The organism is Thiocapsa imhoffii, from assembly GCF_016583985.1.
Taxonomy (GTDB): Bacteria; Pseudomonadota; Gammaproteobacteria; order Chromatiales; family Chromatiaceae; genus Thiocapsa; species Thiocapsa imhoffii.
The window spans coordinates 24,856-49,437 of record NZ_NRSD01000018.1; the positions used below are offsets into that span (position 1 = coordinate 24,856).

Annotated in this window: 24 protein-coding genes; 14 read left to right on the plus strand and 10 right to left on the minus strand. The window is 60.9% G+C overall.

The features are described 5' to 3' along the window. The first annotated feature begins 73 nt into the window (after positions 1-73). From rsxC to CKO25_RS15255, 6 genes are all read left to right on the plus strand, one after another. Positions 74-1,417 (plus strand): electron transport complex subunit RsxC, encoded by a 1,344-nt coding sequence (gene rsxC, locus CKO25_RS15230; RefSeq protein WP_200388809.1) that lies wholly within the window; start codon positions 74-76, stop codon positions 1,415-1,417. A gap of 6 nt (positions 1,418-1,423) precedes the next feature. Then, on the plus strand, positions 1,424-2,473 hold the full coding sequence (locus CKO25_RS15235; protein WP_200388810.1) for an RnfABCDGE type electron transport complex subunit D: 1,050 nt from the start codon (positions 1,424-1,426) through the stop codon (positions 2,471-2,473). A gap of 4 nt (positions 2,474-2,477) precedes the next feature. Next, a complete protein-coding gene (locus CKO25_RS15240; RefSeq protein ID WP_200388811.1) occupies positions 2,478-3,188 on the plus strand; it encodes an RnfABCDGE type electron transport complex subunit G in 711 nt (236 codons plus the stop codon). 45 nt (positions 3,189-3,233) lie between these two features. Beyond that, complete coding sequence (rsxE, locus tag CKO25_RS15245) at positions 3,234-3,896, plus strand: electron transport complex subunit RsxE (protein WP_200388812.1); 663 nt, start codon at positions 3,234-3,236, stop codon at positions 3,894-3,896. Further along, entirely contained in the window at positions 3,886-4,476 is a 591-nt protein-coding gene (locus tag CKO25_RS15250; protein WP_200388813.1) for an electron transport complex protein RnfA, read from the plus strand. Before rsxE ends, CKO25_RS15250 begins: the two co-directional genes overlap by 11 nt. Positions 4,477-4,784: 308 nt before the next feature. Then, the gene (locus CKO25_RS15255; protein WP_200388814.1) at positions 4,785-5,645 is read left to right on the plus strand and encodes a ferredoxin reductase domain-containing protein; all 861 of its coding nucleotides are present in this window, start codon (positions 4,785-4,787) and stop codon (positions 5,643-5,645) included. A gap of 98 nt (positions 5,646-5,743) precedes the next feature. Here the strand turns inward: CKO25_RS15255 and CKO25_RS15260 are convergent, their stop codons facing one another. Then, positions 5,744-6,259 (minus strand): YbaN family protein, encoded by a 516-nt coding sequence (locus CKO25_RS15260; protein WP_200388815.1) that lies wholly within the window; start codon positions 6,257-6,259, stop codon positions 5,744-5,746. A 233-nt stretch (positions 6,260-6,492) separates the two neighbouring features. Next, positions 6,493-6,939: a hypothetical protein gene (locus tag CKO25_RS15265; RefSeq protein ID WP_200388816.1), complete on the minus strand. Its 447-nt coding sequence runs from the start codon at positions 6,937-6,939 to the stop codon at positions 6,493-6,495. Between the two features lie 204 nt (positions 6,940-7,143). On the opposite strand from CKO25_RS15265, the gene CKO25_RS15270 reads away from it, so the two are divergent. Beyond that, positions 7,144-8,226 (plus strand): adenylate/guanylate cyclase domain-containing protein, encoded by a 1,083-nt coding sequence (locus CKO25_RS15270; RefSeq protein ID WP_200388817.1) that lies wholly within the window; start codon positions 7,144-7,146, stop codon positions 8,224-8,226. 162 nt (positions 8,227-8,388) lie between these two features. On the opposite strand, the gene rfbD is transcribed toward CKO25_RS15270, so the two are convergent. From rfbD to rfbB, 4 genes are read right to left on the minus strand one after another with little or no spacing between them, the layout of a single operon-like run. Then, positions 8,389-9,300, minus strand: a complete 912-nt coding sequence (gene rfbD, locus CKO25_RS15275) for a dTDP-4-dehydrorhamnose reductase (RefSeq protein WP_200388818.1) — start codon at positions 9,298-9,300, stop codon at positions 8,389-8,391. Then, entirely contained in the window at positions 9,297-9,866 is a 570-nt protein-coding gene (gene rfbC / locus CKO25_RS15280; RefSeq protein ID WP_200388819.1) for a dTDP-4-dehydrorhamnose 3,5-epimerase, read from the minus strand. Before rfbC ends, rfbD begins: the two co-directional genes overlap by 4 nt. Further along, complete coding sequence (gene rfbA / locus CKO25_RS15285) at positions 9,863-10,744, minus strand: glucose-1-phosphate thymidylyltransferase RfbA (RefSeq protein WP_200388820.1); 882 nt, start codon at positions 10,742-10,744, stop codon at positions 9,863-9,865. Before rfbA ends, rfbC begins: the two co-directional genes overlap by 4 nt. Continuing rightward, a complete protein-coding gene (rfbB, locus tag CKO25_RS15290) occupies positions 10,741-11,814 on the minus strand; it encodes a dTDP-glucose 4,6-dehydratase (protein ID WP_200388821.1) in 1,074 nt (357 codons plus the stop codon). The genes rfbA and rfbB overlap by 4 nt, the downstream gene beginning before the upstream one ends. Before the next feature lie 489 nt (positions 11,815-12,303). Between rfbB and CKO25_RS15295 the strand changes: the two genes are divergently transcribed. The 4 genes from CKO25_RS15295 to CKO25_RS15310 all read left to right on the plus strand — a co-directional run bounded on the left by CKO25_RS15295 (position 12,304) and on the right by CKO25_RS15310 (position 16,050). Further along, the gene (locus CKO25_RS15295; RefSeq protein WP_200388822.1) at positions 12,304-12,963 is read left to right on the plus strand and encodes a hypothetical protein; all 660 of its coding nucleotides are present in this window, start codon (positions 12,304-12,306) and stop codon (positions 12,961-12,963) included. After that, entirely contained in the window at positions 12,953-13,204 is a 252-nt protein-coding gene (locus CKO25_RS15300) for a hypothetical protein (RefSeq protein ID WP_200388823.1), read from the plus strand. The genes CKO25_RS15295 and CKO25_RS15300 overlap by 11 nt, the downstream gene beginning before the upstream one ends. A gap of 205 nt (positions 13,205-13,409) precedes the next feature. Next, positions 13,410-13,859 (plus strand): YtxH domain-containing protein, encoded by a 450-nt coding sequence (locus CKO25_RS15305; RefSeq protein WP_200388824.1) that lies wholly within the window; start codon positions 13,410-13,412, stop codon positions 13,857-13,859. Further along, positions 13,813-16,050, plus strand: a complete 2,238-nt coding sequence (locus CKO25_RS15310) for a heavy metal translocating P-type ATPase (RefSeq protein WP_338115144.1) — start codon at positions 13,813-13,815, stop codon at positions 16,048-16,050. The genes CKO25_RS15305 and CKO25_RS15310 overlap by 47 nt, the downstream gene beginning before the upstream one ends. A gap of 63 nt (positions 16,051-16,113) precedes the next feature. Here CKO25_RS15310 and CKO25_RS15315 read toward each other — a convergent pair whose 3' ends face one another. Beyond that, complete coding sequence (locus tag CKO25_RS15315) at positions 16,114-16,458, minus strand: cupin domain-containing protein (RefSeq protein ID WP_200388825.1); 345 nt, start codon at positions 16,456-16,458, stop codon at positions 16,114-16,116. Positions 16,459-16,685: 227 nt separating this feature from the next. On the opposite strand from CKO25_RS15315, the gene CKO25_RS15320 reads away from it, so the two are divergent. The 3 genes from CKO25_RS15320 (at position 16,686) to CKO25_RS15330 (ending at position 21,596) form a co-directional block, all read left to right on the plus strand. Next, positions 16,686-17,039 (plus strand): HMA2 domain-containing protein, encoded by a 354-nt coding sequence (locus CKO25_RS15320; RefSeq protein WP_200388826.1) that lies wholly within the window; start codon positions 16,686-16,688, stop codon positions 17,037-17,039. Between the two features lie 383 nt (positions 17,040-17,422). Continuing rightward, a complete protein-coding gene (locus CKO25_RS15325) occupies positions 17,423-18,412 on the plus strand; it encodes a transporter substrate-binding domain-containing protein (RefSeq protein ID WP_200388827.1) in 990 nt (329 codons plus the stop codon). Continuing rightward, complete coding sequence (locus tag CKO25_RS15330) at positions 18,402-21,596, plus strand: mechanosensitive ion channel domain-containing protein (RefSeq protein ID WP_200388828.1); 3,195 nt, start codon at positions 18,402-18,404, stop codon at positions 21,594-21,596. Before CKO25_RS15325 ends, CKO25_RS15330 begins: the two co-directional genes overlap by 11 nt. 51 nt (positions 21,597-21,647) lie before the next feature. On the opposite strand, the gene CKO25_RS15335 is transcribed toward CKO25_RS15330, so the two are convergent. The 3 genes from CKO25_RS15335 to CKO25_RS15345 form a co-directional block, all read right to left on the minus strand. After that, a complete protein-coding gene (locus CKO25_RS15335) occupies positions 21,648-22,466 on the minus strand; it encodes a transporter substrate-binding domain-containing protein (RefSeq protein ID WP_200388829.1) in 819 nt (272 codons plus the stop codon). A gap of 167 nt (positions 22,467-22,633) precedes the next feature. Further along, a complete protein-coding gene (locus CKO25_RS15340; RefSeq protein ID WP_200388830.1) occupies positions 22,634-23,824 on the minus strand; it encodes an extracellular solute-binding protein in 1,191 nt (396 codons plus the stop codon). Between the two features lie 127 nt (positions 23,825-23,951). Further along, positions 23,952-24,392 carry a hypothetical protein gene (locus tag CKO25_RS15345; RefSeq protein WP_200388831.1) on the minus strand — a complete coding sequence of 147 codons (441 nt, stop codon included), beginning with the start codon at positions 24,390-24,392 and terminating at the stop codon, positions 23,952-23,954. Positions 24,393-24,582: the final 190 nt, after the last annotated feature.

Sequence of the window (24,582 nt, forward strand, 5' to 3'; positions counted from 1 at the left end):
GTGGGGTTGGCGCAGTGTCCTGATCGGGCTGCGCCGGCCCGGACTTGATCTCAACTGGATGCGACTTCCACGCATGGGCCTTATCAGTCTGTTTCAACGTCACCGGACTTTCGCGCACGGCATCTATCCTGTTGAACACAAGGAGATGACGGCCGACAAGCCGATTCGTCGCCTCGTGTTCGCGCCGGAACTCGTGATTCCGTTGGCGCAACACAAGGGTGCTCCCGCCGTCCCACTGGTGAAGGTCGGTCAGGAGGTCGTTCGCGGTGAGCCAATCGCATGTGCCGATGGCCATTTTTCGGTGCCCATGCATGCCCCGGCGACCGGTCTGATCCGCGCCATCGCCTTGGCGCCCACCGCGGACGGCCCCAAAACCCCGGCGATCTACCTCAAGGTTTACCATGCCGCGAGTCAAGCGGTGCTCTATGACCTTGAGCGGGATGTGGACAGGATGACGGCCGAGGAGGTCATAGCCGCGGTGCAGGATGCGGGACTCGTCGGTCTCGGTGGGGGCGCCTTCCCAAGTCATGTGAAGATGCGCCCGCCGGCGGGACGCCTGATCGAGACGGTTCTCGTTAATGGTTGCGAGTGCGAGCCCTACTTGACCTGTGATCATCGGATCATGCTCGAGCAGACCGCGGCACTGATCCGGGGCATCAAGCTCGCGCTGAAGGCAACGGGCGCCAAGCGGGCCATCATCGGCGTCGAGGACAACAAACTCGACGCGCTGGCGCATCTCCGCCAGCATCTTCCGCCGGATCTGCCAATCAGCGCCCAGGCCGTCAAGACCAAGTACCCGCAGGGCGCGGAGAAGATGCTCATCAAAAGTTTGCTCCGACGCGAGGTGCCCGCTGGCGGGATCACCGCGGACATCGGGGTCGCCGTGTACAACGTTGGCACACTCGCGCAGATGGGGGAACTGCTGCCACAGGGTCGCGGATTGATCGAGCGCGTCGTCACCGTCAGTGGTCCCGCGGTCCTGCAGCCTGGAAATTTTCTCGTGCCGATCGGCACCCCGGTGCGCCATGTGCTCGAACAAGTGGGGCTGCGAGAGAACCTCGGCGAGGTCATTCTCGGTGGACCCATGATGGGGATGGCGGTGGCCTCACTCGATGTCCCCATCATCAAGTCGGTCTCAGGCATCGTGGCGCTTGAACACGAGGACCCGGATCTCGCATATCGAAAGGTCTATCCGTGTATCAAGTGCGCTGAATGCGTGAAGGCCTGCCCGGTATCCCTGAATCCCTCAATGCTGGGTGAACTGGCACTCGCTCGGCAGTATGAACGCATGGCGGCGGAATTCAATCTCGATCAGTGCTTCGAATGTGGATGCTGTGCCTATGTGTGTCCCTCGAATATTCCACTGACACAGTATTTTCGCATTGCGAAATCGATCAACCGAGACAACCAGAAGTAGACCGCGATGGCTAAACCGATCGAGATTAGGACATCGCCTCATTTGAAAAAGGCGATCAGCGTCGACCAGATCATGCGCAATGTGGTCTATGCGCTGCTACCGATCTGCACCTTTGCCGTATATCAATTCGGGCTGAGCGCGCTCGTGCTGTTGTTGACCACGACGACCGCGGCGATTGCAACCGAGTGGCTCTTCGCCCGCATCAGCCGCCGGGGCAACACCATCTCGGATTGGTCGGTCGTGATCACGGGGATTTTGCTCGGCTTGACCCTCCCACCCGGCTTTCCGCTCTGGATGGCGGCGGTTGCGGCATTCGTGGGCGTGGCCTTGGGCAAGGCGTTGTTCGGTGGACTCGGCTACAACGTCATGAATCCCGCACTGGTTGGACGGGCCTTTGTCCAGGCCGCATTTCCAGGAGCCATCACCACCTGGACGCCAGCCTTTGCCCCGGGGCGCTTCACCGAGTTCATCCCCTCGACCTTCACCACCCCTTTCATGCAGCCGGTCCCGGTCCAGGACTGGGTCATGAGTCTCGAACTCGACGGCTGGACCGGGGCCACCCCCTTGGCCATGCAGAAGTTCCAACAGATCGAAGCGCCGATGATGGATCTCTTCACCGGGATGGTTTTTGGGTCCATGGGTGAGAGTTCGGCGGTCTTGATTCTCCTCTGTGGTCTCTATCTGGCCGTGAGACGCATGCTGGATTGGCGAATTCCAGTCGCGGTCATGGCCGGGGCCGCGTTGACCACGCTGCCATTTTGGTTGATGGATGCAACCCTCTATCCCAGCCCCTGGTTTGTCCTTTTTTCCGGAGGCTTGATGCTTGGGGCCTGGTTCATGGCGAGCGATATGGTCGCCTCTCCGGTCACCGCAACGGGAGCGATCCTCTATGGCCTCTTGATCGGTGTGCTGACCGTGGTGATCCGCATCTTCGGAGGCTTGGTGGAAGGGATCATGTACGCCATTCTGCTCGCCAACGCGGCCGGCCCCTTGATCTCGAGTTGGACCCAGCCACGGGTGTATGGCGCGATCAAGAAAGCACGGGGGGAGGGGTAGCCACATGAGTGTCGATGTCGAAACTCACTCGCAACCACAACGGGAGCCTTCCACGCCGCTTCCGGTCACGCCCAGTTGGGCGATGCTTCGGACGCTCGCCGGAATCGCGACGCTGTCTGGACTGCTGGTGGTGATGGTCTACCAGTTCACCCAGCCGATCATCGCCGAGAACGAACGCGTGTTGACCGAACGCGCCGTCTTCGAGGTGCTGCCCGGGGCGTCCTCGAATGTGATCTTCATCCTCGATGAGCATGGCATCAGTCAGGTGGGGGAGGGACGTTCTGGAGTGCGGATCTTCGCTGGGTATCGCCCCGACGGCAGTTTGCGCGGCATCGCCTTCCCCGCCGCCGCGCGCGGTTACCAAGACGTGATCCAATTTCTGTTCGGCTACGATCCCGCGTGCGCGTGCATCATTGGCAGCAAGGTGCTGCGTTCGACCGAAACGCCGGGGCTCGGCGACAAAATCGATAACGACCCCCGTTTTCTCGCAAACTTCGATGCCCTCGATGCGCGCCTCGATCCAGACGGCAGGGCGCTGCTCAACCCCATTACGCTCGTCGCGCAGGGGACGAAGACCGATCCGTGGCAGATCGATGGCATCTCGGGATCCACCATTTCCGCGCAAGCGATGGCGCGCGCGCTCAATGAGGCCGCGCAACGATTCCTGCCGATCATCCAGCGCGAGCAAGCGACCCTCACCCAACCAACGCCCTGAGGTCGCGCGCCTCATCGTCTGGGATTCGTCAAGCGAGAGACATCAATGTCCAATTTGCCAAATCGGATCGAATCGCTGAGTCCGGATACCTTCATCCGTGGACTCTGGAGAGAAAACCCCGTCTTCGTCATGTTGCTGGGCATGTGCCCGGTGCTCGCGGTCACCAACACCACGATCAACGCCATTGCGATGGGTTTAGCCACCACCTTTGTATTGGTTTGTTCCAGTATTCTGATCTCGTTGTTGCGTGATTGGATTCCAAAACAGGTGCGGATCGCGAGCTTCATCGTGATCATTGCGACCTTCGTCACCATCGTCGATTATGGTATCCAAGCCATCAGTTTGGAGCTTTATGCCGCACTTGGCGCCTTCATTCAATTGATCGTTGCCAACTGCGTCATTCTAGGCCGCGCCGAGGCCTTTGCCTCGAAGCAACGTTTGCACACGACCTTGGTCGACAGCCTTGGCATGGGGGCGGGTTTCACGCTTGCACTGCTCTCGCTGGGGACGGTGCGCGAGATCCTGGGCAGCGGAACCTTGCTGGGCATCCCCTTATTTGGTGACAACTTCCAGCCTTGGGTCGTCATGATTCTGCCACCGGGCGGTTTTTTCGTGCTAGGTGCTTGGTTGCTGCTCTTCAACTGGATCCGACTGCGCAAGGAGCAACAGTCCATCGAACGTTCGGGAGTCGCTGCCAATGCAAACTGAAGCGCTTCATAGCATCTTCCTGAATGCCGCCATCGTGAACAACTTCGTGTTGGCGTTGTTCCTCGGGATCTGTCCGTTCTTGGGTGTCTCGGCAAAAAAAGAGACCGCCTGGAACATGGGCTTGGCCGTGATCTTTGTCATGCTCGTCAGCTCCATGAGCGCTTATGCGATCAATTGGCTGCTGACAGAGCTGGATCTGCTCTTCCTTCGACTCATCTGCTACATCGCGATCATCGCTTCGGCGGTGCAGTTGGTGGAGATGTTCGTCAAACGCTTCAGCCCGAGCCTGTTCCGGTCGCTGGGGATCTTCCTCCCGCTGATCACAACCAACTGCGCGATCCTTGGTCTTGCGCTGTTTCAGACCGCGAAGGAATACAACTTCATTCAAAGCCTGGTCTATGCCACCGGGGCTGGTGTCGGCTTCTTATTGGCACTCATGTTGATGGCCGGTTTACGTGAAAAGCTCGCGCTCGCCCGCGTTCCAAGTGTGAGCCAGGGCGCGGCATTAAGCCTGATGCTGGCTGGGTTACTCTCCCTCGCGTTCATGGGCTTTGCTGGCATCGGAGGTTCCATTGGCTAGGCTGATCATGGCCCCACTGGTGATTTTTCTGGTCTTGATCCTCTGGGTCTGGGTCCAGCGATACTACGCCGGCTTCGCGCGCCGTCATCCGCAGCGCGGTCCCTATCGTCGCGAGGGGGGAGGGTGCTCCTGCGGAGCGGGCCACTGTGATCGCTCATGAGGCGTGCCCGGGGACCTGACTCGGACGAGTGCCGTAAAACCCGGTTTGGATTCTCCTGACCCCCGATCATGTGCTGGGATCGGGTTCGCAATTCAACGCGTGTTGGCCTGCCCAATCCAGGCCATTGCTACCAAGGAGCACGACGACAATGCCTGAAACCATGGCCGATCTGGGTCCGACCACCCAGGCCTTCATCAAAACGTCTCGACGCATCACTCCCGAGCATGCGGAAGAGGTCCGACATCTTACCGTGCAGGTGGTCGACCCTGCGTTTCAATTTATCGAAGGTCAAAGCATTGGCGTCGTGGTCCCAGGTCCACACCCCTTCGGGAATGCATACCATGTCCGTCGCTATTCCATCGCGAACGCCCGCAATATCCCGCTTGCGACCGGCGTCGAGATTGATCTGCTGGTCCGGCGCTGTTTCTACATCGACGAGGTCAGTGGCGAACGCTACCCTGGCATTGCGTCAAACTATCTCTGCGATGCCAATCCTGGCGATGCGCTGACGATCAGCGGTCCGTATCTCAGTCCCTTCAAAATGCCGCTCGATCCGAGCGCGAATCTGCTGATGATTGGAACCGGGACGGGCATTGCACCCTTCCGTGCGTTCGCCCAACTCATCTATGAGCGCCGTGGTGACTGGAACGGACAGGTTCGGCTCTTCTACGGTGGGCGCAGCGGTCTCGATCTGATGTATACGAACGATGAGACAACCGATCTAGCAAATTACTATGATGAGAAGACCTTCAAGGCCTTCCGAGCGCTCGGCACGCGTCCACTCATGACCTCTTCGCAAGCATTGGAACAGGGGCTCGAGGGTCATGCCGAGGAAGCGCTGCGCCTCATCAAGGACGTCAACACCTACGTGTTCCTCTCGGGACTGGACAAGATAGCGCAGGTCTTCGATCGGGTCATGGCGAAGCAGGTCGGTTCCGTGGATGCCTGGACGGAGATCAAGCAACGGATGATCGAAGACGGACGTTGGTCCGAACTCATCTACGGCTGATACACCAGCGGAGCGAGCAGGGGCCTGATATTTCTGTGACCGCACGTTCATGGCGTCCGGGGCGGGCACTCAAGTTCGCTCCGCCCGGGCGACTCGAATCAGGGTTTATGCACCTGGCGTGCGGATCCCTCGCTCCGCTTGCGGGATGTGCCCGGCAGATCCAGTGTGACCTTGATGGCTTGCGGGATGGGTTGCGGTGCCGGGCCTTCGGCCCGCGTCGCAATCCACAGGGCGACCAAACCGAGAATAACGGCGACACTGATGGCGAGCATCGGGGCAGGGCTTGCCAGCCCATACCAGACCGACCAGCTCACCGCCATGCTGCCAATGGCAGCGGTCTTGCCGGTTCGACAGATCTCTCCGCGTTCCAGGAACCCCCGAATCGAGGCCCCGAAGCGTGGGTGTTCGACCAGAAATCGCACCCGTTTCGGAGCACTGCGCAACCACAGCCAGGTGGCGCAGATCCAAAAAACGGTTGTGGGCATTAAGGGCAGGACCATCCCCACGAACCCAAGTCCGAAACAGAGCCAAGCCAGCAGGTTATACAGGTGACGACGGCGCGGACTGATGGGTGTGGGAGGTGACTGCAGCGGCGAGCGGGTGCCTGGTTGCATGGGAGGATGCTCCGTCATGGGGTCACTGACAGTGAGCGACTGAAGCGGCGTGCCAGCGGGCAGTGCCGGCTGAGCAGCCTGACGCAACCACATGACTCGCTCACCTCGACCGCACGCCAGATCGTCGAGAGGACTCTCGGGGAGACCAATTCGGTGTAGTATAGCCCGAGATTGCGCCATCCAGCCTCCCGCATCTGGGTGCGTGCGCCGCCTCGGTCCGCAATCCCTTCCTCCTATCGGTCAGCTCGCGGTGATGGTGTCGCCGCCGGCATGATCCCACGCGATGACAGCCACTGTGTGTCGAGCTCCCAATCCACGGCCTGCACCTCGGGGAGCGCGAGAATCAAGCCCTGGGCACGCTGTTGATGATCGATCAGATCTTGCTGTGCGGCGAGAACCGCAGGATCATTGTCGGCCTTGTTGCCCAAGCTGGGATCGAGAATCGCGAGGAAGCGATAAGCGGGAACGTCAAACGAACGCGGTGTCGAGAGGGTGGCAACCCCCTGATCGAAGGCGACGACACGAAACCGATAGGGGTAGCTCGCCAGCTTCTGGTCCGTCTCCAGGACGGCATCGAGCTCCCAGACATCGGGTTGCCACATGGATTTGATCCAAAATGCCACGGCAACCAGTGCCAGCACGCCGATCGCGATACTATAGATACGGGTGAAACGATCCATGCGGATGTTGAGCTCCTGAAGTCGGATGGAAGAGATGAGCGCGCTCGCCAAGACGTCACGACGAGCCCAGCGGTGTGAACAGGGTGAACTCATCACCGCTCAAAACCCATGAAAAAAGTCAATCATAGATCAACTCGTGCCCATGTCGATGCGACCCCACGGATACCATCCTCCGGTCCCTTGTCTCGTGTGTCCATCCCCTTCATGAAGCACCGTGATCGCGAGACGTTGATCGTGGAACTCGCGAGACTGGTCGAGGGCGTCGATCGCTCAGCATCATCCCAGCAACGCACCCAGCACCTGGCTGAACAGATTCATCCGCTGCTCGATCATTTCCTGCTGGAATCCCAGCCGATCGAAGAGCGTGATGCCAGCATCCTGATCGCCGACATTCGCGGTTTCACCGCCTTGGCCGATTCGGAATCGCCGGCCACCATCGCACGACTCCTGCATCGTTTCTTCAACCGCATGGTGTTCTGCGTGCAGGCCCACGGCGGGATCATCGATAAGTTCATGGGTGACGCCGTGATGGCGCTTTTCGGCGTGCCGGACGCGCGTGATGACCATCTCTTGAGTGCGCTCGCGTGCGCGGTGGAAATGCAGCACGCGATGCTCGATCTCAATCGAGCGAGTCAAACGATGGGGGACCCCGCGATCTTTGCTGGAATCGCAGTCAACAATGGACCCATGTTGGTTGGGAGCTTCGGATCAACCCTCTACAGCGAATACACTGCGATCGGCGACACGGTGAACATGACGGCACGCATGCAGGGCTTCAGTTTGCGCGGTCAAATCATGATCAATCAGGCGAGTTATCTGCAAGTTCGTGAGCAGGTTGACGTTGGGGAACCGAACCGGGTGCTCCTGAAAGGGAAGCGACAAGAGATCACGCTGTACGAGTTGATCGGCATGCGCAAACCCACGGCGAACATCGTCCCGCGTGTCGAGATCCGGCGCTCGCCACGTGTGCAGGTCGATTGCGCCGTGTCGGTTCGCCAACTCGCTCCCGCACACCAAGTCGCACAGCCGATCAAGGGGCATGTCAAGGATCTGGGATACATGGGATTGAGCGCGGATCTCTCATCTCCGCTCGAGCCCGGCCAGGATGTCTGGCTTGGTCTCGGCCTTGATGCAAGCCCCGAACCGACCCTTGACATCACCGCACGGATCCTACGCTGCCGTCCCTGCGAGGAGGGTTATCGGGTGAGCCTCCAATTTTCGCGCATCGATAGCGCTGAACATCGCCTCATCAAGCAATATGTCGATCAAGTGATTTGGGGACGCTAGCGCGTCTCGGGTCAGGGTGGAGAGGTCCGGTAACATCCTGATTCCTTGACTTGACATAATATACATTCTACGAAATAAAGGCGAGGGTGGAGATGGTCAAGCTGGACTGATCTGACGTCGCCCCAGCCGCTCCGGGCGACGCATCAGTCTGGACCAATCAGCTCAGATCCGCTCCTCCAAACATTGCCGTAAGGAGACGCGCCAATCGGGCATGGTCAAGCCAAAGGTGTCTTGAACGCGCCGATTGTCGAGCACGGAATAACGCGGGCGCAGCGCGGGCGCTGGATACTCGGATGATGGGATGGGGATCAGCTTACCCTCCAGTCCCGATTCCTCAAGGATGGCGCTGGCGAAACCGTACCAACTGACTTGTCCCGAACCGGTCAAGTGATAGAGTCCACCCACGTCGGCAAGATCGAGCTCGCCCCGCAAGACTCGATACAAGACCAATGCCGTCACCTCCGCCAGCATCCGACTCCAGGTCGGCGCGCCGACCTGATCATCGACGATGCGTAACTCATCACGCTCCTGCAGCAGGCGCAACATGGTTAAGAGAAAATTGGCTCCCCGGATACCATAGACCCAACTGGTTCGGAAGATGAGCGCCTGGGCACCCGAGTTCAAAAGTACCTGCTCTCCCGCGAGCTTGGTCTCACCATAGACATTCAGTGGTCCCGTCAGGTCGTCTTCGCGATAGGGTCGATCGATCTCGCCGGAGAACACGAAATCGGTTGAGTAGTGAATGAGCGGGATACCCCGCACCGCGACGAGTTCAGCCATTTCACCAACGGCATCGGCATTGATCCGACGCGCGGTGTCTTGATCAGTCTCCGCTTTATCGACCGCGGTGTAGGCCGCGGCATTCACGAGGGCGTCCGGCTGCGTCTCATCGACGAGTCGCCGCAACGACAGCGGGTCCATGAGATCGATGATCGGACCGCACTCCCCTTCAAGCGAGGCCGTGACCACGTTGCCGAGCGTTGCCAAGGTGCGGCGCAGTTCCCATCCGACTTGCCCATTGGCGCCGATGAGAAGGATGCGGGGCCGCTCGGTTGTCTTGCGCTCGATCGTCATGGATAGTCCTCATAACTGGGGAGGCGCTCGGGCGGGATCTCGCTCAAGCAGGGTGCTGCGGTATCTTTTGCCGACAACTCGGGAGACAGGCCGTCGAGCGGCCAGGCGATGGACAGCGCGGGATCATCCCAACGGATCCCGAACTCCGTCTCCGGGCTGTAATACTCAGTGTTTTTATAGGTGAAGAGTGCTGATTCACCCGTGACGAGAAAACCGTGAGCGAAGCCTGGAGGGATCCAGAACTGGCGGCGATTCTGCCCCGATAGCGTGGCACTGACCCACTGCCCAAACGTGGGTGAACCGCGGCGGATGTCAACCGCGACGTCATACACCTCGCCCCACATGACCTGAACTAATTTTCCTTGTGCATGGGGGTGTTGCACGTGTAAACCACGCAGCACGCCTTGTCGTGAGAAGGACAGGTTGTCCTGAACCAGGTCTGCTGGAAGACCGAGCTCGGTATAACGGTTGCTGCGATAGGTCTCCATGAAAAACCCCCGCTCATCGCCCCACACCTTCGGCTCGATGATGAGAACCCCGGGGATCGCGGTTTCCACAACATTCATACACTCCCTCGCTCCAACAGGCTCAACAGATAAGCACCATAACCGCTCTTGCTCAGCTCTTCGCCCATGCTGCGCAATTGCTGATCGTCGATCCAGCCTGAAAAATACGCGACCTCCTCCGGACAACAGATCTTGAGTCCTTGACGACGTTCGATCGTCTCGATGAATTGACCCGCTTGCATCAGTGACTCATGGGTTCCCGTATCGAGCCACGCGGTTCCCCGACCGATCCGGCTGACGTGGAGCTCGCCGCGCTCGAGATAACCAATATTGAGATCCGTGATCTCCAACTCACCGCGCGCCGAGGGGCGCAATCCGGCGGCCAATTCGCAGGCCTTCTCATCGTAGAAATAGATTCCTGTCACCGCCCAATTCGACTTGGGAACACGTGGCTTTTCTTCGAGGCTCAACACCTGTCCGTCAACGTCGAATTCAACCACGCCATAACGCTGCGGATCCGAGACGTAATACCCAAAAACCGTCGCGCCCTGCGTGCGCGCACTGGCCGCCTTGAGCTGGTCGACTAGACCGTGGCCATAGAAGATGTTGTCGCCCAACACCAAGCAAGAGGGGGCCCCGTCGAGGAAATCGCTCCCGATCAGAAAGGCTTGCGCGAGTCCGTCGGGGCGCGGCTGCTCCGCATACTCAAGCCGCACCCCCCACTGCTCACCCGACCCGAGCAAGGCACGAAAGAGCGGCAGATCGTGTGGTGTGGAGATGATCAGGATGTCCCGGATCCCGGCCAGCATCAAGGTCGCGAGCGGGTAATAGATCATGGGCTTATCGTAGATCGGTAGCAATTGCTTGCTAACCGCTCGCGTCAACGGATAGAGCCGGGTGCCCGACCCTCCGGCGAGGATCATGCCTTTTCGATTCATGGTTCGATCCTGGTGTCGGTGGCGCCGAGACGTTCGCCCCGATAACGGCCGTCGGTCACGCGCTGGCACCATTCAGGGTGCTCGAGGTACCAATCGACCGTGCGGCGCAGGCCCGATTCGAACGTCTCCGCGGGTTCCCAACCGAGTTCTTGCTTGAGCTTGCTCGCATCAATGGCGTAGCGGCGATCATGGCCCGGACGATCGTTCACAAAAGTCTTCAGTTGGGCATGGGGGCGATAGGGTGAATCCGGCAATCGCGCATCGAGTAACGCGCAGAGGGTGTCGAGGACCTCAAGGTTCGTCCGCTCGCTGTTGCCGCCGACATTGTAGACCTCGCCGGGTCGCCCTGCCTCCAGGACGCGCCAGATTGCCTGACAATGATCGAGGACGTAGAGCCAGTCGCGCACGTTCCCTCCATCGCCATAGATGGGCAAGGGTTCCCCTTGCTGCGCCTTGAGGATCATCAGTGGGATCAATTTCTCGGGAAATTGATAGGGACCATAGTTGTTCGAGCAGTTCGTTGTCAGCACCGGGAGACCGTAGGTGTGGAACCAGGCCCGCACCAAATGATCCGACGCGGCCTTCGAGGCGGAGTACGGCGAATTCGGCGCGTAGGGCGTCGACTCGGTGAACAGGCCGGTGGGACCCAGCGAGCCGTAGACCTCATCGGTCGAGACATGCAGAAACCGAAACGCCGCTTTCGCCTCCCCCATGCGTCGTGACCAGTGGGCACGCGCACAGTCGAGAAGATTGAAGGTGCCCACGACGTTGGTCTGGACGAACTGCGCCGGCCCATCAATGGAACGATCCACATGGCTTTCAGCAGCGAAGTTCACGACCGCATCGACGTCGAACTCGGCCAGCAGCCGGGCAACCAGGTCCGCATCCGCGATATCGCCCTGCACGAAACGATGGCGTGGATGATCCATGAATTCAGCCAGCGTATCGAGGTTTCCTGCATAGGTGAGGAGGTCCAGATTCACGACCCGCACCTCGGTCTGCTCCATGAGGAACCGCACAAAATTACCGCCGATGAAGCCGGCGCCACCAGTCACGAGAAGGGTCGACACGCGCAGTTCTCCTGTAACGCACATGGGAGTTGGTCGAGCGAGGTTCCGCGGAGCGGACCATTGGATGGATCCTACCAGGGTTTCACGGCGTCACGGAATTGACGAACCGCACACTCGAGCGCGACGGACAGTGCGTGCGCTCCTGGCGGGCGACACCGACTGCGGTCGCGCCCCTCGACGTGCTGGTCCGGGACCGGGCGATTGCGAAAGAGAATACGAACGGTTATTATTCTTATAGAAACTGACCCGATTCATGTGTCCATCTGCCCTCTGCCATTCTCAGGAGCCTCGTGCATGAGTGACCACGAACACGTCCAAGGCCCACCGCCATCGGCGGCGGGTGCCACCGCGCCGAATCCAGGCCCATCATCGTCGCCGGGCGGACCGTCCGTTGGTTTTGCTCCGGGTCCAGCACAGGGTCCAGCGCCCGCTGCTCACGATTGCCCGGGAGTGCAATCTCCGGCCTCAAGCAGGCCGAACGATCCTGGAATGGCACCGCCGGTTCATGGTGCGAGTTGGCCGCCGCCTCGCTATCCCGGCGCACCAGCGGCCTCTTACGGTTGGCCCGATGCCTCGCCCCCTCATCCGGCTGCCTATGCCCATCCTGGTCCTGGCCTGGGAGCTGACCCGGGTGGCCATGGCAACCCAGCCGATGTCTATGCCGCGATCCAGGGATACGGGGCGCCGCCTCCCTACTGGTCACCGCCTCCCTACTGGGCGGCACCGGCATACGGACCGCCACATCCTGGTGCCATCCCGAATAATGGGATGCCCTGGGGAACACCCTGGGGTGACCCGGACGGTGCTCGTGCGGCCATGATGCGCGGTTCGGTTAGTAGCCACACGGGGGGAACCGGACAGGGGCATGGCGGGCCCGGCATGGCCGCGCTGATAGAGGACATCGCCAACGGCGGCAATGGGCTCTCCAGCCTCAGCAAAATGCTGAATTTCGAGGACTCCGAGTTCTGGAAAGGCGCACTCCTCGGCGCGGCCGCGGTGTTCGTCCTGACCAACGAGTCGGTGCAATCAGCTTTATTCAAGACCGGCGCCAAGACCAAGGCCGCGGTGAAGACCGGCGTTGAGCGGGTCCGCGACCGGCCCCGCCCGGCATCCGAGCACGTTGAGCAGGCGTCGTCCGATGAACGCTAACGATCAGCCCACACCCTACATGCCTAATCACGGACAGCGTCAACGACATGGGGTGCGCAAGAACCTCGTTGAAGGGATCGGTGGCTTTGTGACCGGCGCCGCATTGGTGATGTTCTTGCGCGCACTCGCCACCGGCCGGACACCGCGCTCGCGGGTGGCAAGCGCTACGGCGGCTTCAGCGCGTCACCCAACCGAGGGCTCCACTGAATCGGCATCGCTCCATCAACACAAGACGCCCTAACTCGGACGAGATGGGGATGCGATCCAAGCCAGACATTGGAACGCGCCAGGATCAGAATCGGCATGGCAATCGGCGGCTGCCCACGGCATCAGGTTGCTCACATGGCGATTGACGTGCCGAGCGCGCAACCTCCTTCAACAGATCAACCTATTCAAGCGCATCGCCGATGTGCGACTGCGCCTCCATCACCGGGAGAACGATCCAGATGAGCGACAACCCACACGAGAGGAAGCCGATGTACGATGCCACCGGAAGCTATGGCACAGGCTATGGCATGGGCTCTGGGATGAGTCCTTCAGGGATGCCTGGGCGCCCCGGCATCTATCCCGGATATCCACCAAACGCGGATTGGATGAGAGGTGTTGATCCTGGTTGGGCCGCGATGCCGGGTGACTCTGCGGCACGCTATCCAAGACCATCCGCGCCCGCCCCTGCATCCTCGTTTTTCAATTTCAACAACGATCGGTTTCTCAAAGGATTACTCATCGGAGCGGCCGCGACCTATCTCCTGACTAACGAAAGCGTCCAACGCACCGCGATCAAGGGCGTGGTGCAACTCTGGTCGGCCGTCCAGGGCGGTATTGAAGAGGCGAAGGAGCGGTTTCACGATGCCGAGGCGGAATTACGTCACGCATCCCAATCCAAGTCTGAATAACGCCTCTGTTCCGATCATGAGACTCGGTGTGCCGGAGATGCCGTCGGACGATTGCATCCTACATGAGCTTCCGGGCCGCATCCGGCTGCGAATCCCGGCACTCGGCGCGCCGGGATCCACTCCGGATGATCTCGAAGACTGGATGGACACGTTGAGCGAGGTGTCTCACACCCGCGCCAATCAAGTTGCACGCACCCTGGTGGTGCACTATGACAAGACGCCAGGCGCGCGCGAACGGATCTTACGGCGCCTACAAGGCTATTCACCACCGCCCGAGGGCGGACTGCGGACGGGTGTGACGCGCGAGCCCGAGATCACCCCCATGGTCATCTCCGCGCTCACCATCCTGGCGCTCCCCTGGTTGAGCCGGCCCCTCCAGATCGCGCTCACGGGCGCCAATATTGCCTCGACCATCGGTCGCGGAACCGAGACCCTCATTCGCGAGGGCATCAAGGTCGAAGTCCTCGATGCACTGGCAATCGGCCTGTCGGCGGCCCGGGGCGAACTCTATACCGCGAATCTCACCGACTTCTTGCTGTCGCTGGGGCACTTCTTAGAGCGCACCACGGAGCGCCAATCCGATCGTCAGCTGCGCAAACTCCTGCGCCCCGAGCCCGCGATGGCCTGGCTCGAGCGCGACGGGGAATTGATTCAGATTCCCGGCGATCAGGTCGAGTCGGGGGACATCCTGCAGGTCGGTACGGGAGAAACCATTCCGGTCGACGGCCGTGTGATCAGCGGAACGGCGCTGGTCAATCAGGCCTTGGTGACGGGCGAGGATGTCCCGGTGCGCAAGGAGGCACCCCGCCGCGTGGTGGCCGGGTCGGTCCTGGTTGAGGGACGGCTGCGCATCACCGCGACGCAGGTTGGTGCGGAGACGACCACGGCACGCATCGCGCGCTTCATCCAAGAGTCACTCGATCAACGCTCGGACACGCAACGCGAAGCCGACCGTCTCGCCGATCAGCGCGTCTATCTCACGTTAGCGACCGGCGCGGTCGTCTATGGTCTGACCCGCAATCTCACCCGCCTCCAATCGGTCTTCCTCGTCGATTACTCATGTGCGCTCAAACTGGGCACGCCGGTCGCGTTCAAGTCCGGCATGTCCCGAGCCGCCGCGCATGGCGTCCTCATGAAAGGTGGCGATGCGATCGAACAGCTCGCGGGCGTCGACACCCTGGTCTTCGATAAGACCGGCACCCTCACTCATAGTGAGCTGAGCGTCACGGATGTGATCGTCTTGCGGCCTGGATTGAGCTGCAATGAGGCGGCACTTCTCGCACTCGTCGCCTCGGTCGAGGAGCATGCCTCCCATCCGGTCGCGAGCGCCATCGTCGAGGCCGCGCGCTCCCGCGATCTGCAGCACATCTCGCATGGCGAAGTGGACTATCTGGTTGCGCATGGACTCTCCGCCGAAGTGAACGGTGAACAGATCCTAGTCGGCAGCCGACATTTCCTCGAAGAGCATCATGGCATCCGCTTCGCGGATGACGACCGCCAGATCTCGGCACTCGAAGCGTCGGGGAAAATCCTTCTCTACGTCGGTGCTCCGTCCGGCCCAGTCGGTCTGATTGCCCTGCGCGACACACCTCGCAGGGATGCCGCGGAGACCATGAAACGGCTGCGTGCGCTTGGGATTGAAAATCTCATCATGATCACGGGCGACCGCCGGCACAAGGCCGAGGCGCTCGCTCACGAATTAGGCCTCGACGCGGTTCACGCCGAGGTCGCTCCCGAAGATAAGGCGGCACTCATCACCGGTCTCCAGTCCGCCGGCCGGCGAGTCGCCTTCGTCGGTGATGGCGTCAACGACGGCCCCGCGCTCGTCGCGGCGGATGTGGGCATCGCCATGCCTCGCGGTGCCGACATCGCGCGCGCCACGGCCGACATCTTGCTCATGGACGACCGTTTGAGCGTCGTCGCCGATGCACGCGAACTCGCCGTGAAGACCATGGGCTTGATCCGCGGTAACTTCCGAGCCGCGATCGGTCTCAATACCGGGATCCTCGCCGGAGCGATTGGGGGTGTCCTATCCCCCGTTGCGAGCGCCCTCCTCCACAACGGCACGACCGTGGCGATTCTCCTGAATGCACTCAGGGGCGTTCGCCTTGCCAGTGAGCAAGAGGCCTTGTTGCAGCAACGCATGGAAGACCTCGAAGAGATCGGGAACCGCCACGGCCGGCGCGCGTGAAGCCGGTTTTCGATCCCGTGGGGACCCTCTCCTCGTTCACGCAACCGTCCCGTGCGATCGTCATCAGCGCCGTTGCCTCACCGGCGCTCCGAAGAAGACCAGCACGGTCAGATCCTCCTCGACATCGAAGAAGGCGTGATCGCAGGCTGCGCGCACATACATGAGGGTTCCCTCGCGGACCTGATGCTCATCCTCGCCGACGCGCAACCGCCCTCGTCCACCCAGCACCAGATACAACTCATCCTCTTCGTGTGCATTCGCCATGTCGCGAGAACCGGCTGGCAAATGATACACGGAGCAACTCAGCGAGGGCGTGCGCAAGAACTCCTTCAGCGACAGCGTCCCAGGCTTGACCCGACCCATCAAGTCATCGAGCTGAAACACCAACCAATCATCGTTTTCATTCATCACAGGACATCTCAATTGCTTCAGAACAGAGGGGGGATTCCGGATCACCCGCTCAAACCCGGCGGCACAGTCTCACAATCTAGCGCGCGGAACCCTGACACGCTCAGCATTCGAAACAGGTCACGAGCGGGATCATAATCGTAATGCGAAAGATTTGCATTCATGTAATAACATCCCTATCCTCCGCACTGTCAACCGTTGATCTTCCATCGTGAGGCAGTGCGTTCATGAGCCATTACATCCATCACGTTCCAGGTCGGATTCGCATTCGCTCCAGTTCCTTCCGGTGTGATCCGATCAGTGCCCGCAAGGCCGAGAGCGAGTTGCGCGCGACCGAGGGAATCCGCGACATCCGAGTCAACCCGCGTGCCGGCAGCATCACCGTGCACTACGATCCCGCGCACACAAGTCAGGCGCAGATCCTTGCGCGGCTCGAACAGATCGGCTGCCTGGGGACCTCGATCCGCACGGATCTTGGAACCAAGCGCGTCCACGAAGCCTTCGGCAAGGCGCTCGTCGGCGCCGTAATGCAAAAGGCGGTCGAGCGCTCCGCGCTGCGCATCGTGAGTGTTCTGCTGTAGTCCCCCCCGTCCAACTGAATCAAAACGAGACACTCAGCGCTGATCACGCGCAGGGATTGCGCGCGATCAACATCAATCGGCTACAGCTTCGTGTGAAGGCGCTCCCAAGCGGAGGCGTGTGCCGAGGTCGCTTCATTCGCAGCCCCTCCTTCGAGCATGGTGTTTCCCACCAGTCATGGCCGCCGACCTGGGTTGTGTCGGCCTGTGCGAGCGTGTTAGAACAGGTGAACCGTGACCCGGCGAGTTCCAACCCCCGGTCACCCTGATTCCACCACATCCAAGCCGTGATCGTGAGACCTGTTCCGCCAGCTGTTCTGACAACCATCATCGTAGTCTGTTTGGCATGGGCTCCAGTGTCGCTTCCAGCCGCCGAAGAGGAGCCGATGCTCATTGCCACTCGCCATGCACCACCGTTCGTGATTCTCGACGACGGTGAGTTCACGGGAATCGCCATCGCGTTGATGCGTCGCATCAGCGAGGGATGGGGAGTGGAGATCCGTTTCATCGAGATGGGGTTGAGCGAGATGCTCGACGCGGTTGCCGCGGGCACGGTCGGCGCCGCGGTGGGTGCGCTCACCATCACCGCCGAGCGAGAACGGATCCTGGACTTCACCCATCCATTCTATACCACGGGGATCGGCGTGGCGGTTCCGGTGCGGGAAACGATGACCTGGATCACGGCGTTGCGCCGGGTCGCCTCGGAGCCTTTTCTCACATCGCTGGCCGCGCTGCTTGGCTTATTGACCCTACTCGGTGCCTTGGTCTGGGCGGTTGAGCGGCGCCGCAACGAACAATTTCCGGCGGCACCGATCCGTGGCATCGGTGCCGGGCTCTGGTGGTCGGCAGTGACCATGACCACCGTCGGCTACGGCGACAAGGCGCCCATCACCCTGGTCGGCCGCCTGATCGCGCTGGTCTGGATGTTCGCCAGCATTATCGTGATCTCTGGGTTCACGGCGGCGATCGCGAGCTCTCTAACGGTCGGTGCGTTAGATGAATCGATCGGCAGCGTCGAGGATCTCTATGGCACGCGGGTTGTCTCCATTGAGGGCAGTACCAGCTCGCTGTATCTCACCGACAAGCTCATCCGCCATCACACCGTCACCGATGCCGAGGCAGCGCTCCAGGAACTGGTCGCGGGACGCGCGGATGCCGTCGTCCATGATGCGCCGATCCTGCGCTACCTCGTGCAAGAACAGTATGTCGGCCGACTGCGTGTGCTGCCGTTCCTGCTCACCCGTCAGGACTACGGGATTGCATTGCCCAGGCAGACAGCCCAACGCGAGGAAATCAATGTTCGCATCCTAGAGACCATCCACACCCCGGAGTGGGAGCGCTTAGTGGAGGGATATCTGGGCCGCGATGGTGTCTAGTGCAACCAGCGACGTAATCCAGCCGACTGCAGCATCAGTCAGCTGGATCGAGCGCAGTGTTCAATGGCTCTTCCCTGCCTGGCTGCTGCTGGCCACAACCCTCGTCAGCGCCAATGTCGCCTTGCCCGATCTGCGCGAGCTTCAAGAGGAGACTCGAAAACTCAATCAGTTGCGCGAGGACATCATCGAAACGGTGTTCCGCTCAGAGCGATCGGTCAAGACGCTGCTAGTGGATTTGGCCGCGGAGGAGCGAAGGCTGCACGGCCCTCTGGTCGAGACCGAAGACTTGCGGCGAGCGCGGCTCGATCTCGAGTCAATTCGTTCGCGCTTGGCTGTAATCGAGGGTCGCATCGAGCAATACAGGCTGAGCTTGGTGCGCCTCAGACAAGTGCGAGACGATCTCGCGACGGTCCTCGCACGCGCCCAAGATCATCAAGCCGACGATCTTCTGCGTGAGACCGGTCTACGACTCTTGCGGGAGCAAGAGAGTGTCTTGCAGGCAACGCTGGCTGGCTATGAGGAACTCGCCGCCGTGAGCCGTCGCAAGATTGAATTGTTACACCAGCGCCTGCGACTGCTGCAGAGCCGGTTTTCGCTCGCCGCGGTCGACCGCGCCGCGGCATCCGTCGCTGATGAGCGTATCCCGGTGCTCCAGGACGTCATCGCCGATTTTCTGAGGCGAGCCGCGCGGGCAAGCCGCGATCTCGATGCCGTCGTCGGCGACACTCCCTCGGCCGCAAATCGCCGTCGTCTCCTTGCGGAGCAAGTGAACGAGGCGATTACACGTGCTTTTATCCGTCAGAACGATCTTGAGTTGGTTTTAACGGGAAATCGCTTAGAGGCACTCACGACCCTGCGTGCCGACGAGACCATGCCGCTGCGGATCCTGCGCTTAGGGGTGCGCAAACTCAACGAGATCGCCGCCACTTTGACGCACCTCGAGAACGCCCTGAACACCCAGTTCACGAGCCTCGAATCACGCGGTGCCGCACGACTCCAACAGGGTGCGCAGCCGGACGAATACAGCCGGGATGTGTCCGATCTGATGGGGTTGATGGCGTTTCAGCGCGAGGACATCAGGGTGATGCGCGACCGCCTAGAGGCGGAACAAGTCGCCCTAGTCAGGTTGATTGGCGAAACCACGGCGGCGAGCCTGCTCGAGCATCACCCGCTGCCAACGGTCGCCGAGGACTGGATACGCGTCCTGGCCGCCATGCATGACGTGCCACGGTTGGCGGCCACGTTCGGCGTTGAGCTCTGGCGCACTCTACTTATCCAATTCGCTGCTGTAGCGACGAGCCAGCGCGTCGCGCTCGCCATTGCGTTGCCGCTGCTCGTGGCGCTCTTACTTTGGGCCGCGCACCGACTCTCAGTCTTGGCCGCTCAGCAGGACGCGCCCGGCATGCTCGCACACAGCGCCAACGCCCTGTCCAATACCCTACCCTGGATGATTCCGGCCGTCATTTGGGGCGTTCTCGGGTGGCTCCTCGGCCTTCGGCCGGACCTGTTGCGACCCATCCTGGTGCTGCTCTCACTCGTTCCCAGCGTCCTCTTGCTGCTGCGGCTGACTGCCGTGCTGACGCAGCAACGGCCCCAGCCGGTGACTGTGGACGCGAACACTGAGGTTGATCAGGACGATCAAAGCGCGCGCATGGGCGAGTCGATGACGGCGTCAGACAGCGCGGTATGCACGACAACTCGGGTCGCCAGCGAGGGCGACCGAGCGGCCGATCGAGCGAATGGGATAGCATCACACGCCGTCGTCGAGGCTGGACTTCGATTACAACATCATCTTCGCGTCGCGATCCTCGTGGCCGCGGCCATCGTGGCGTTGCATGAGTCGACCCATCTGTTGTCGCTGCCGCCCTTATTGATGGATGTGCTCGACCGACTCGGGATGTTTGCGGTCTTAGCCTTGTTCCCAACAGCCCTTGGGGTCGAGCGCGCCTTGCGCGCGCGCTTGCAAGAAGGATCGTTGATGCATTCACGCGGCGCCGCATTTGTCCGCCTCTTGTCACGACTGCTGCCTGGCTTTGTGTTGTTGACCGGCATTGCCGGTGTGCTTGGCTATACTCATCTGGCTTGGACCCTGATCGGATTCTCGCTCTGGCTCACCTTGGTCGCACTGGGTCTCTACTTTTCAGTCGGGGTCGTCCAAGCCCTGGCTGCACGCATCGACGATCATCTGCGCACAACGGACGTTGAGAACGCCGAATTCTGGCGAACTCATTTTGTTGAACCGGGGCGGCGGCTCGCTCAGCTCGGTCTCTCTGTCGGTGCGGGCTGGATCCTGCTGGTGCTCTGGGGATGGGGCGCGCAGACGCCACCGGTTCGCTGGATGCTATCGCTAACACGCACCGAACTGTTCCAACTCAGCGGCACGCCCTTCACAGTGGGAGGAATCCTGCTGACGCTCCTGTTGATCGGCGCTGCCCTCTGGGTTGGCGGATGGAGTCAGCAGGTCAGTTATCGTTTGGCCTACCGACGGGTGCGCGACCTGGGATTGCGCCAAGCGCTTGCGACCTTCACCCGCTATGTGGTCATCGTCGCTGGAGTGCTCTTGGCACTCTCCATCATCGGCTTCGATCTCACCGCGCTCACTGTTTTCGCTGCCAGTCTCGGGGTCGGTATCGGCTTTGGTCTTCAGAACATCGTCAACAATTTCATCTCCGGCATCCTCCTGCTCGCCGAACGGCCGCTGCGCATCGGCGACTTCGTCAGCATCGGGGCTCACGACGGAACGGTCACACAAATCGGCATCCGCTCCCTGACGGTGCGAACTCCGGATCGTCAGGAAGTCGTCATTCCCAATGGCTCGGTCATTTCCAGTGAATTCATCAACTGGACGGGCCAAGACGATACCGTTCGCCAGGTGCACTATTTCGTCATTCGCTACGGTAGCGACCGCGAGTTGGCCATGGACCTGATTCACCAGGTTCTCAACGAGGATCCGAATGTCTTGAAACAGCCGGCACCGGGTGTCTTCATTTGGGAATATACCGACCGCGGTGTGCGTCTGCGCGTGCAGTTTTGCTTTCGCTTCGTGCATGGTCCCGGCAGCATTCCAACCCGCTCCGCCGTTCTTCTCGAGATCGGCCGTCGCTTTGCTGCGGCAGGCATCGAATTCGCCGAAATCGGTCTACTGCAAGGCCTTGCCGTCTCCTCGGTGGATGGGACGACCTGAGAGTCCGGTTCCCGGGTGAGCGGACCTGCGTCCTCTGCCCTGGTGGTGCAGCTAGCTTGCTGGATCAGGGATCAGGGGCGCGCCGTGCGCGTCCTCTTGCGCCTGCAAGGTCGTAGATAGGTTGCGGATATCGTAATCAAACCAACCGCGGCGAATCAGCTCAAAGACACCGTTGCGATTGAGTTCCGCGATCGCCTCGTCCAGCAAGGCCAGAAGAGCGGTATCGCCTTTGGCCACGGCCACACCGATCCCATCACCGAACCACGCGCGATCCGACACCGGTGGACCAATCAGCTCAAAGCCCGCGCCGGCCTCGGTGGATAGGAAGTTCTCATGCAGTGCGATGTGGTCCCCGAACACCAAGTCGGTACGCCCGAGCACCAAATCGGCAAGCGCATCACGCCTTGTACTGTAACGATAAAGTGTGTTCCGTTCGCCGAGTTGGTCCGTGGCATAAGCATCAAACGTGGTCGCGCGCGCGACACCGATCTGGGCCCCAGCGAGGCTTGCTGGATCGAACTCAGTGAAACGCCCCCGACGGGCGACGAAACGCCCGGGACTATCGTAATAAGGACGAGTAAAGGCCACCTGTTCACGGCGCTCGTCGGTGATCGAGATCGAGGCCACGACTGCGTCAACACGCCGCTGCACGAGCCCGGTGAGCAACTCCTCCCACTCGGTCGGGATCAGCTCGCATTCGAACCGGATCTGCCGACACAGGGCTTGTGCAAAGTCGATGTCGAAGCCTGCGAGTTGGCCCTGGTAATCGATGAAGCTGAGGGGCGGATCCTGTCCGAACACAGCGATCCGCAACCGGGACGCCGCCGCGGGCGGAACGACGATCACCGCCAGTATCAGACAGAGCAGCATCGCTCGCTTCCGGGTGGAGCAGCGCAGGATCAACCGGAGTGGCGATGGTCGCATTGCGGAGAGCGCCTCGCGGACCGGATCAGGATGAACGGGGACCGGCCCAAGCCGTGACTGATCTTGTCTTCTCGCCAATGATGGTCGCGTTCGTTGCATGATTTCCTCCCGACTCAGCGCTCGGTTGCTTCGTCCCGCGCTGCCATCAAGAGGCGTCGCAACTGATGAGCGAGGCGTGGCAGGACCACGTCGGCATCCGCGCTGCCTGACAAGATATCGAACAAGGTCTCCTGAATCAGTCGACTGGCCCGCGGATACTGAGCCCCGAGGAGCGCGGCGGGTCGCGGAACCAGTTCAACCTGGCCGGTCGCCAGCAGTCCGGAGACCGGCAGAGACGCTTGGACGTCGGGCTCCTGATAGAGGTCGCCGCGCGTCGGGAGGAGGTTGAGTTCCACCGCGAGGCGGGTCTGCACCGCTGGACTCGTCAAGTGCTGAACCAGGGCGACTGCCAGCTCGGGATGCGGGCTGTAACGCGAGACCGCCAGCTGCCAACCACCCAATGCGGCAGGGTGAAGCGACTGATCCGGCAGTTTCGGCAAGGGCGCAATGCCAACCCGTTCCGCCACGGAGGAGTCGTATTCATTCAATGTGGCCCAGGCTCCCGGCCAATGGCGGAGAAAGGCGGCATTCCCCTCGGCGAAGACCGTCAAAGACTCATCTTCGGTGAACGACAAGACCGATGGTGGAGAAACGTTGTCCAACCACCCCAGAGCACGCGTGAGCGCCGCAACCACCGCCTCATCGTCCACCGAGACGCTTTCGTCTGCCTCGATCAGGCGCCCCGCGCCTTGACCGGAGAACCACTCCAACGCATTGCAGACCAACGCCTCCGCTCGCCAGCCCTGCCAAACGAAGCCCCAGAATCGCCCGTTGCCGGCGGCTCGCTGCGCCTCCTGCACGGTCCTCGCGGTGGTCTCGAGTGCGTCCCAATCCGTTGGTACTGCCAAGTCAAGCTCTTCGAGCAGGTCTTGACGGTAGTAGAGCACACCAAAATCCAGATACCAGGGTAACGCGAGCAGCCGTTGGTCGACTCGATTGTTCTCCAACAGCGCTGGAATGATGCCCTGTTCGGTGCCGTCCAGATGAGGTGTGAGATCGACCAGGTCCGCGGCGAGGACACCCGACCAGTTGACATCGATCTCGATCACGTCGAGACCGGGCTCGGCAACACCCAATAATTCCTCATAGATGTCGAGGCGACGCTGGACGTCCGTGGGCGCTGCGAAGACACGAACCGAGTGGCCATGAGCGTCTGCCCATTCCTCGGCGGCGGTGCGACAGAAGGCATGGATCTGTGGATTCACTCCGCAAATCAGAGTCAGGTTTGCCGCCAACGGCGCCGCTGAGTGCCCGCACAGGAGGCATCCGATCAGCAGGACAATGACGCGTTCCATCGCTGTAACCGCACGTTCATTGAACCCGTCAAGCCGGCTATTCACCGCAGACCACTCGGCCAAATTCACTGCGAGACATCTCACGCGGGACACTGCAGACTCGGCGCAACCGTTCAACCAGAGGTCCATTCGGATCAAAGATCAGGACCCATGAGGTCGCCGCCATGCTCATCCCATCAAATCCATCCAATTGGCAAACGGTATACACTTGTCCGTAAAGGTCATCACAGAAGCTCCGACTGATCCGTTCGGGCCGGTATCCACAGCGTTCGATCACCGCCTGAAGGGCCCCTGTCCCCGTCGCCCCCGTATAAGCGCTGACATCTCCAAAATCACGCAATCCCTCGGCTTCGAGCGTCGCAATCACCCGATCTCGACAGGCGTCCCACCCCTGTGCCGAGCCAGCTGCTGGCGCCGCCGGACCACTCAGGATGAGGTTGCCTACGAGCAGGCCGACAACCCAAGCGCTCCACATCATCCTCTCGGAAGCAGCGCATCTGATTGGGGTCATCATGAACTCCGGTTCCAACGAAAGCGGTCCGTTGCTTCTCCAGGCCCCGCGCATAACCCGGCTGTCAAACCAGGTCATCGCGATTCAAGTCACCGCCTTGAGTTCCTGACACTCAGTTTACGTCATCACCACCCGGGCTGATAGATCACACAGGATA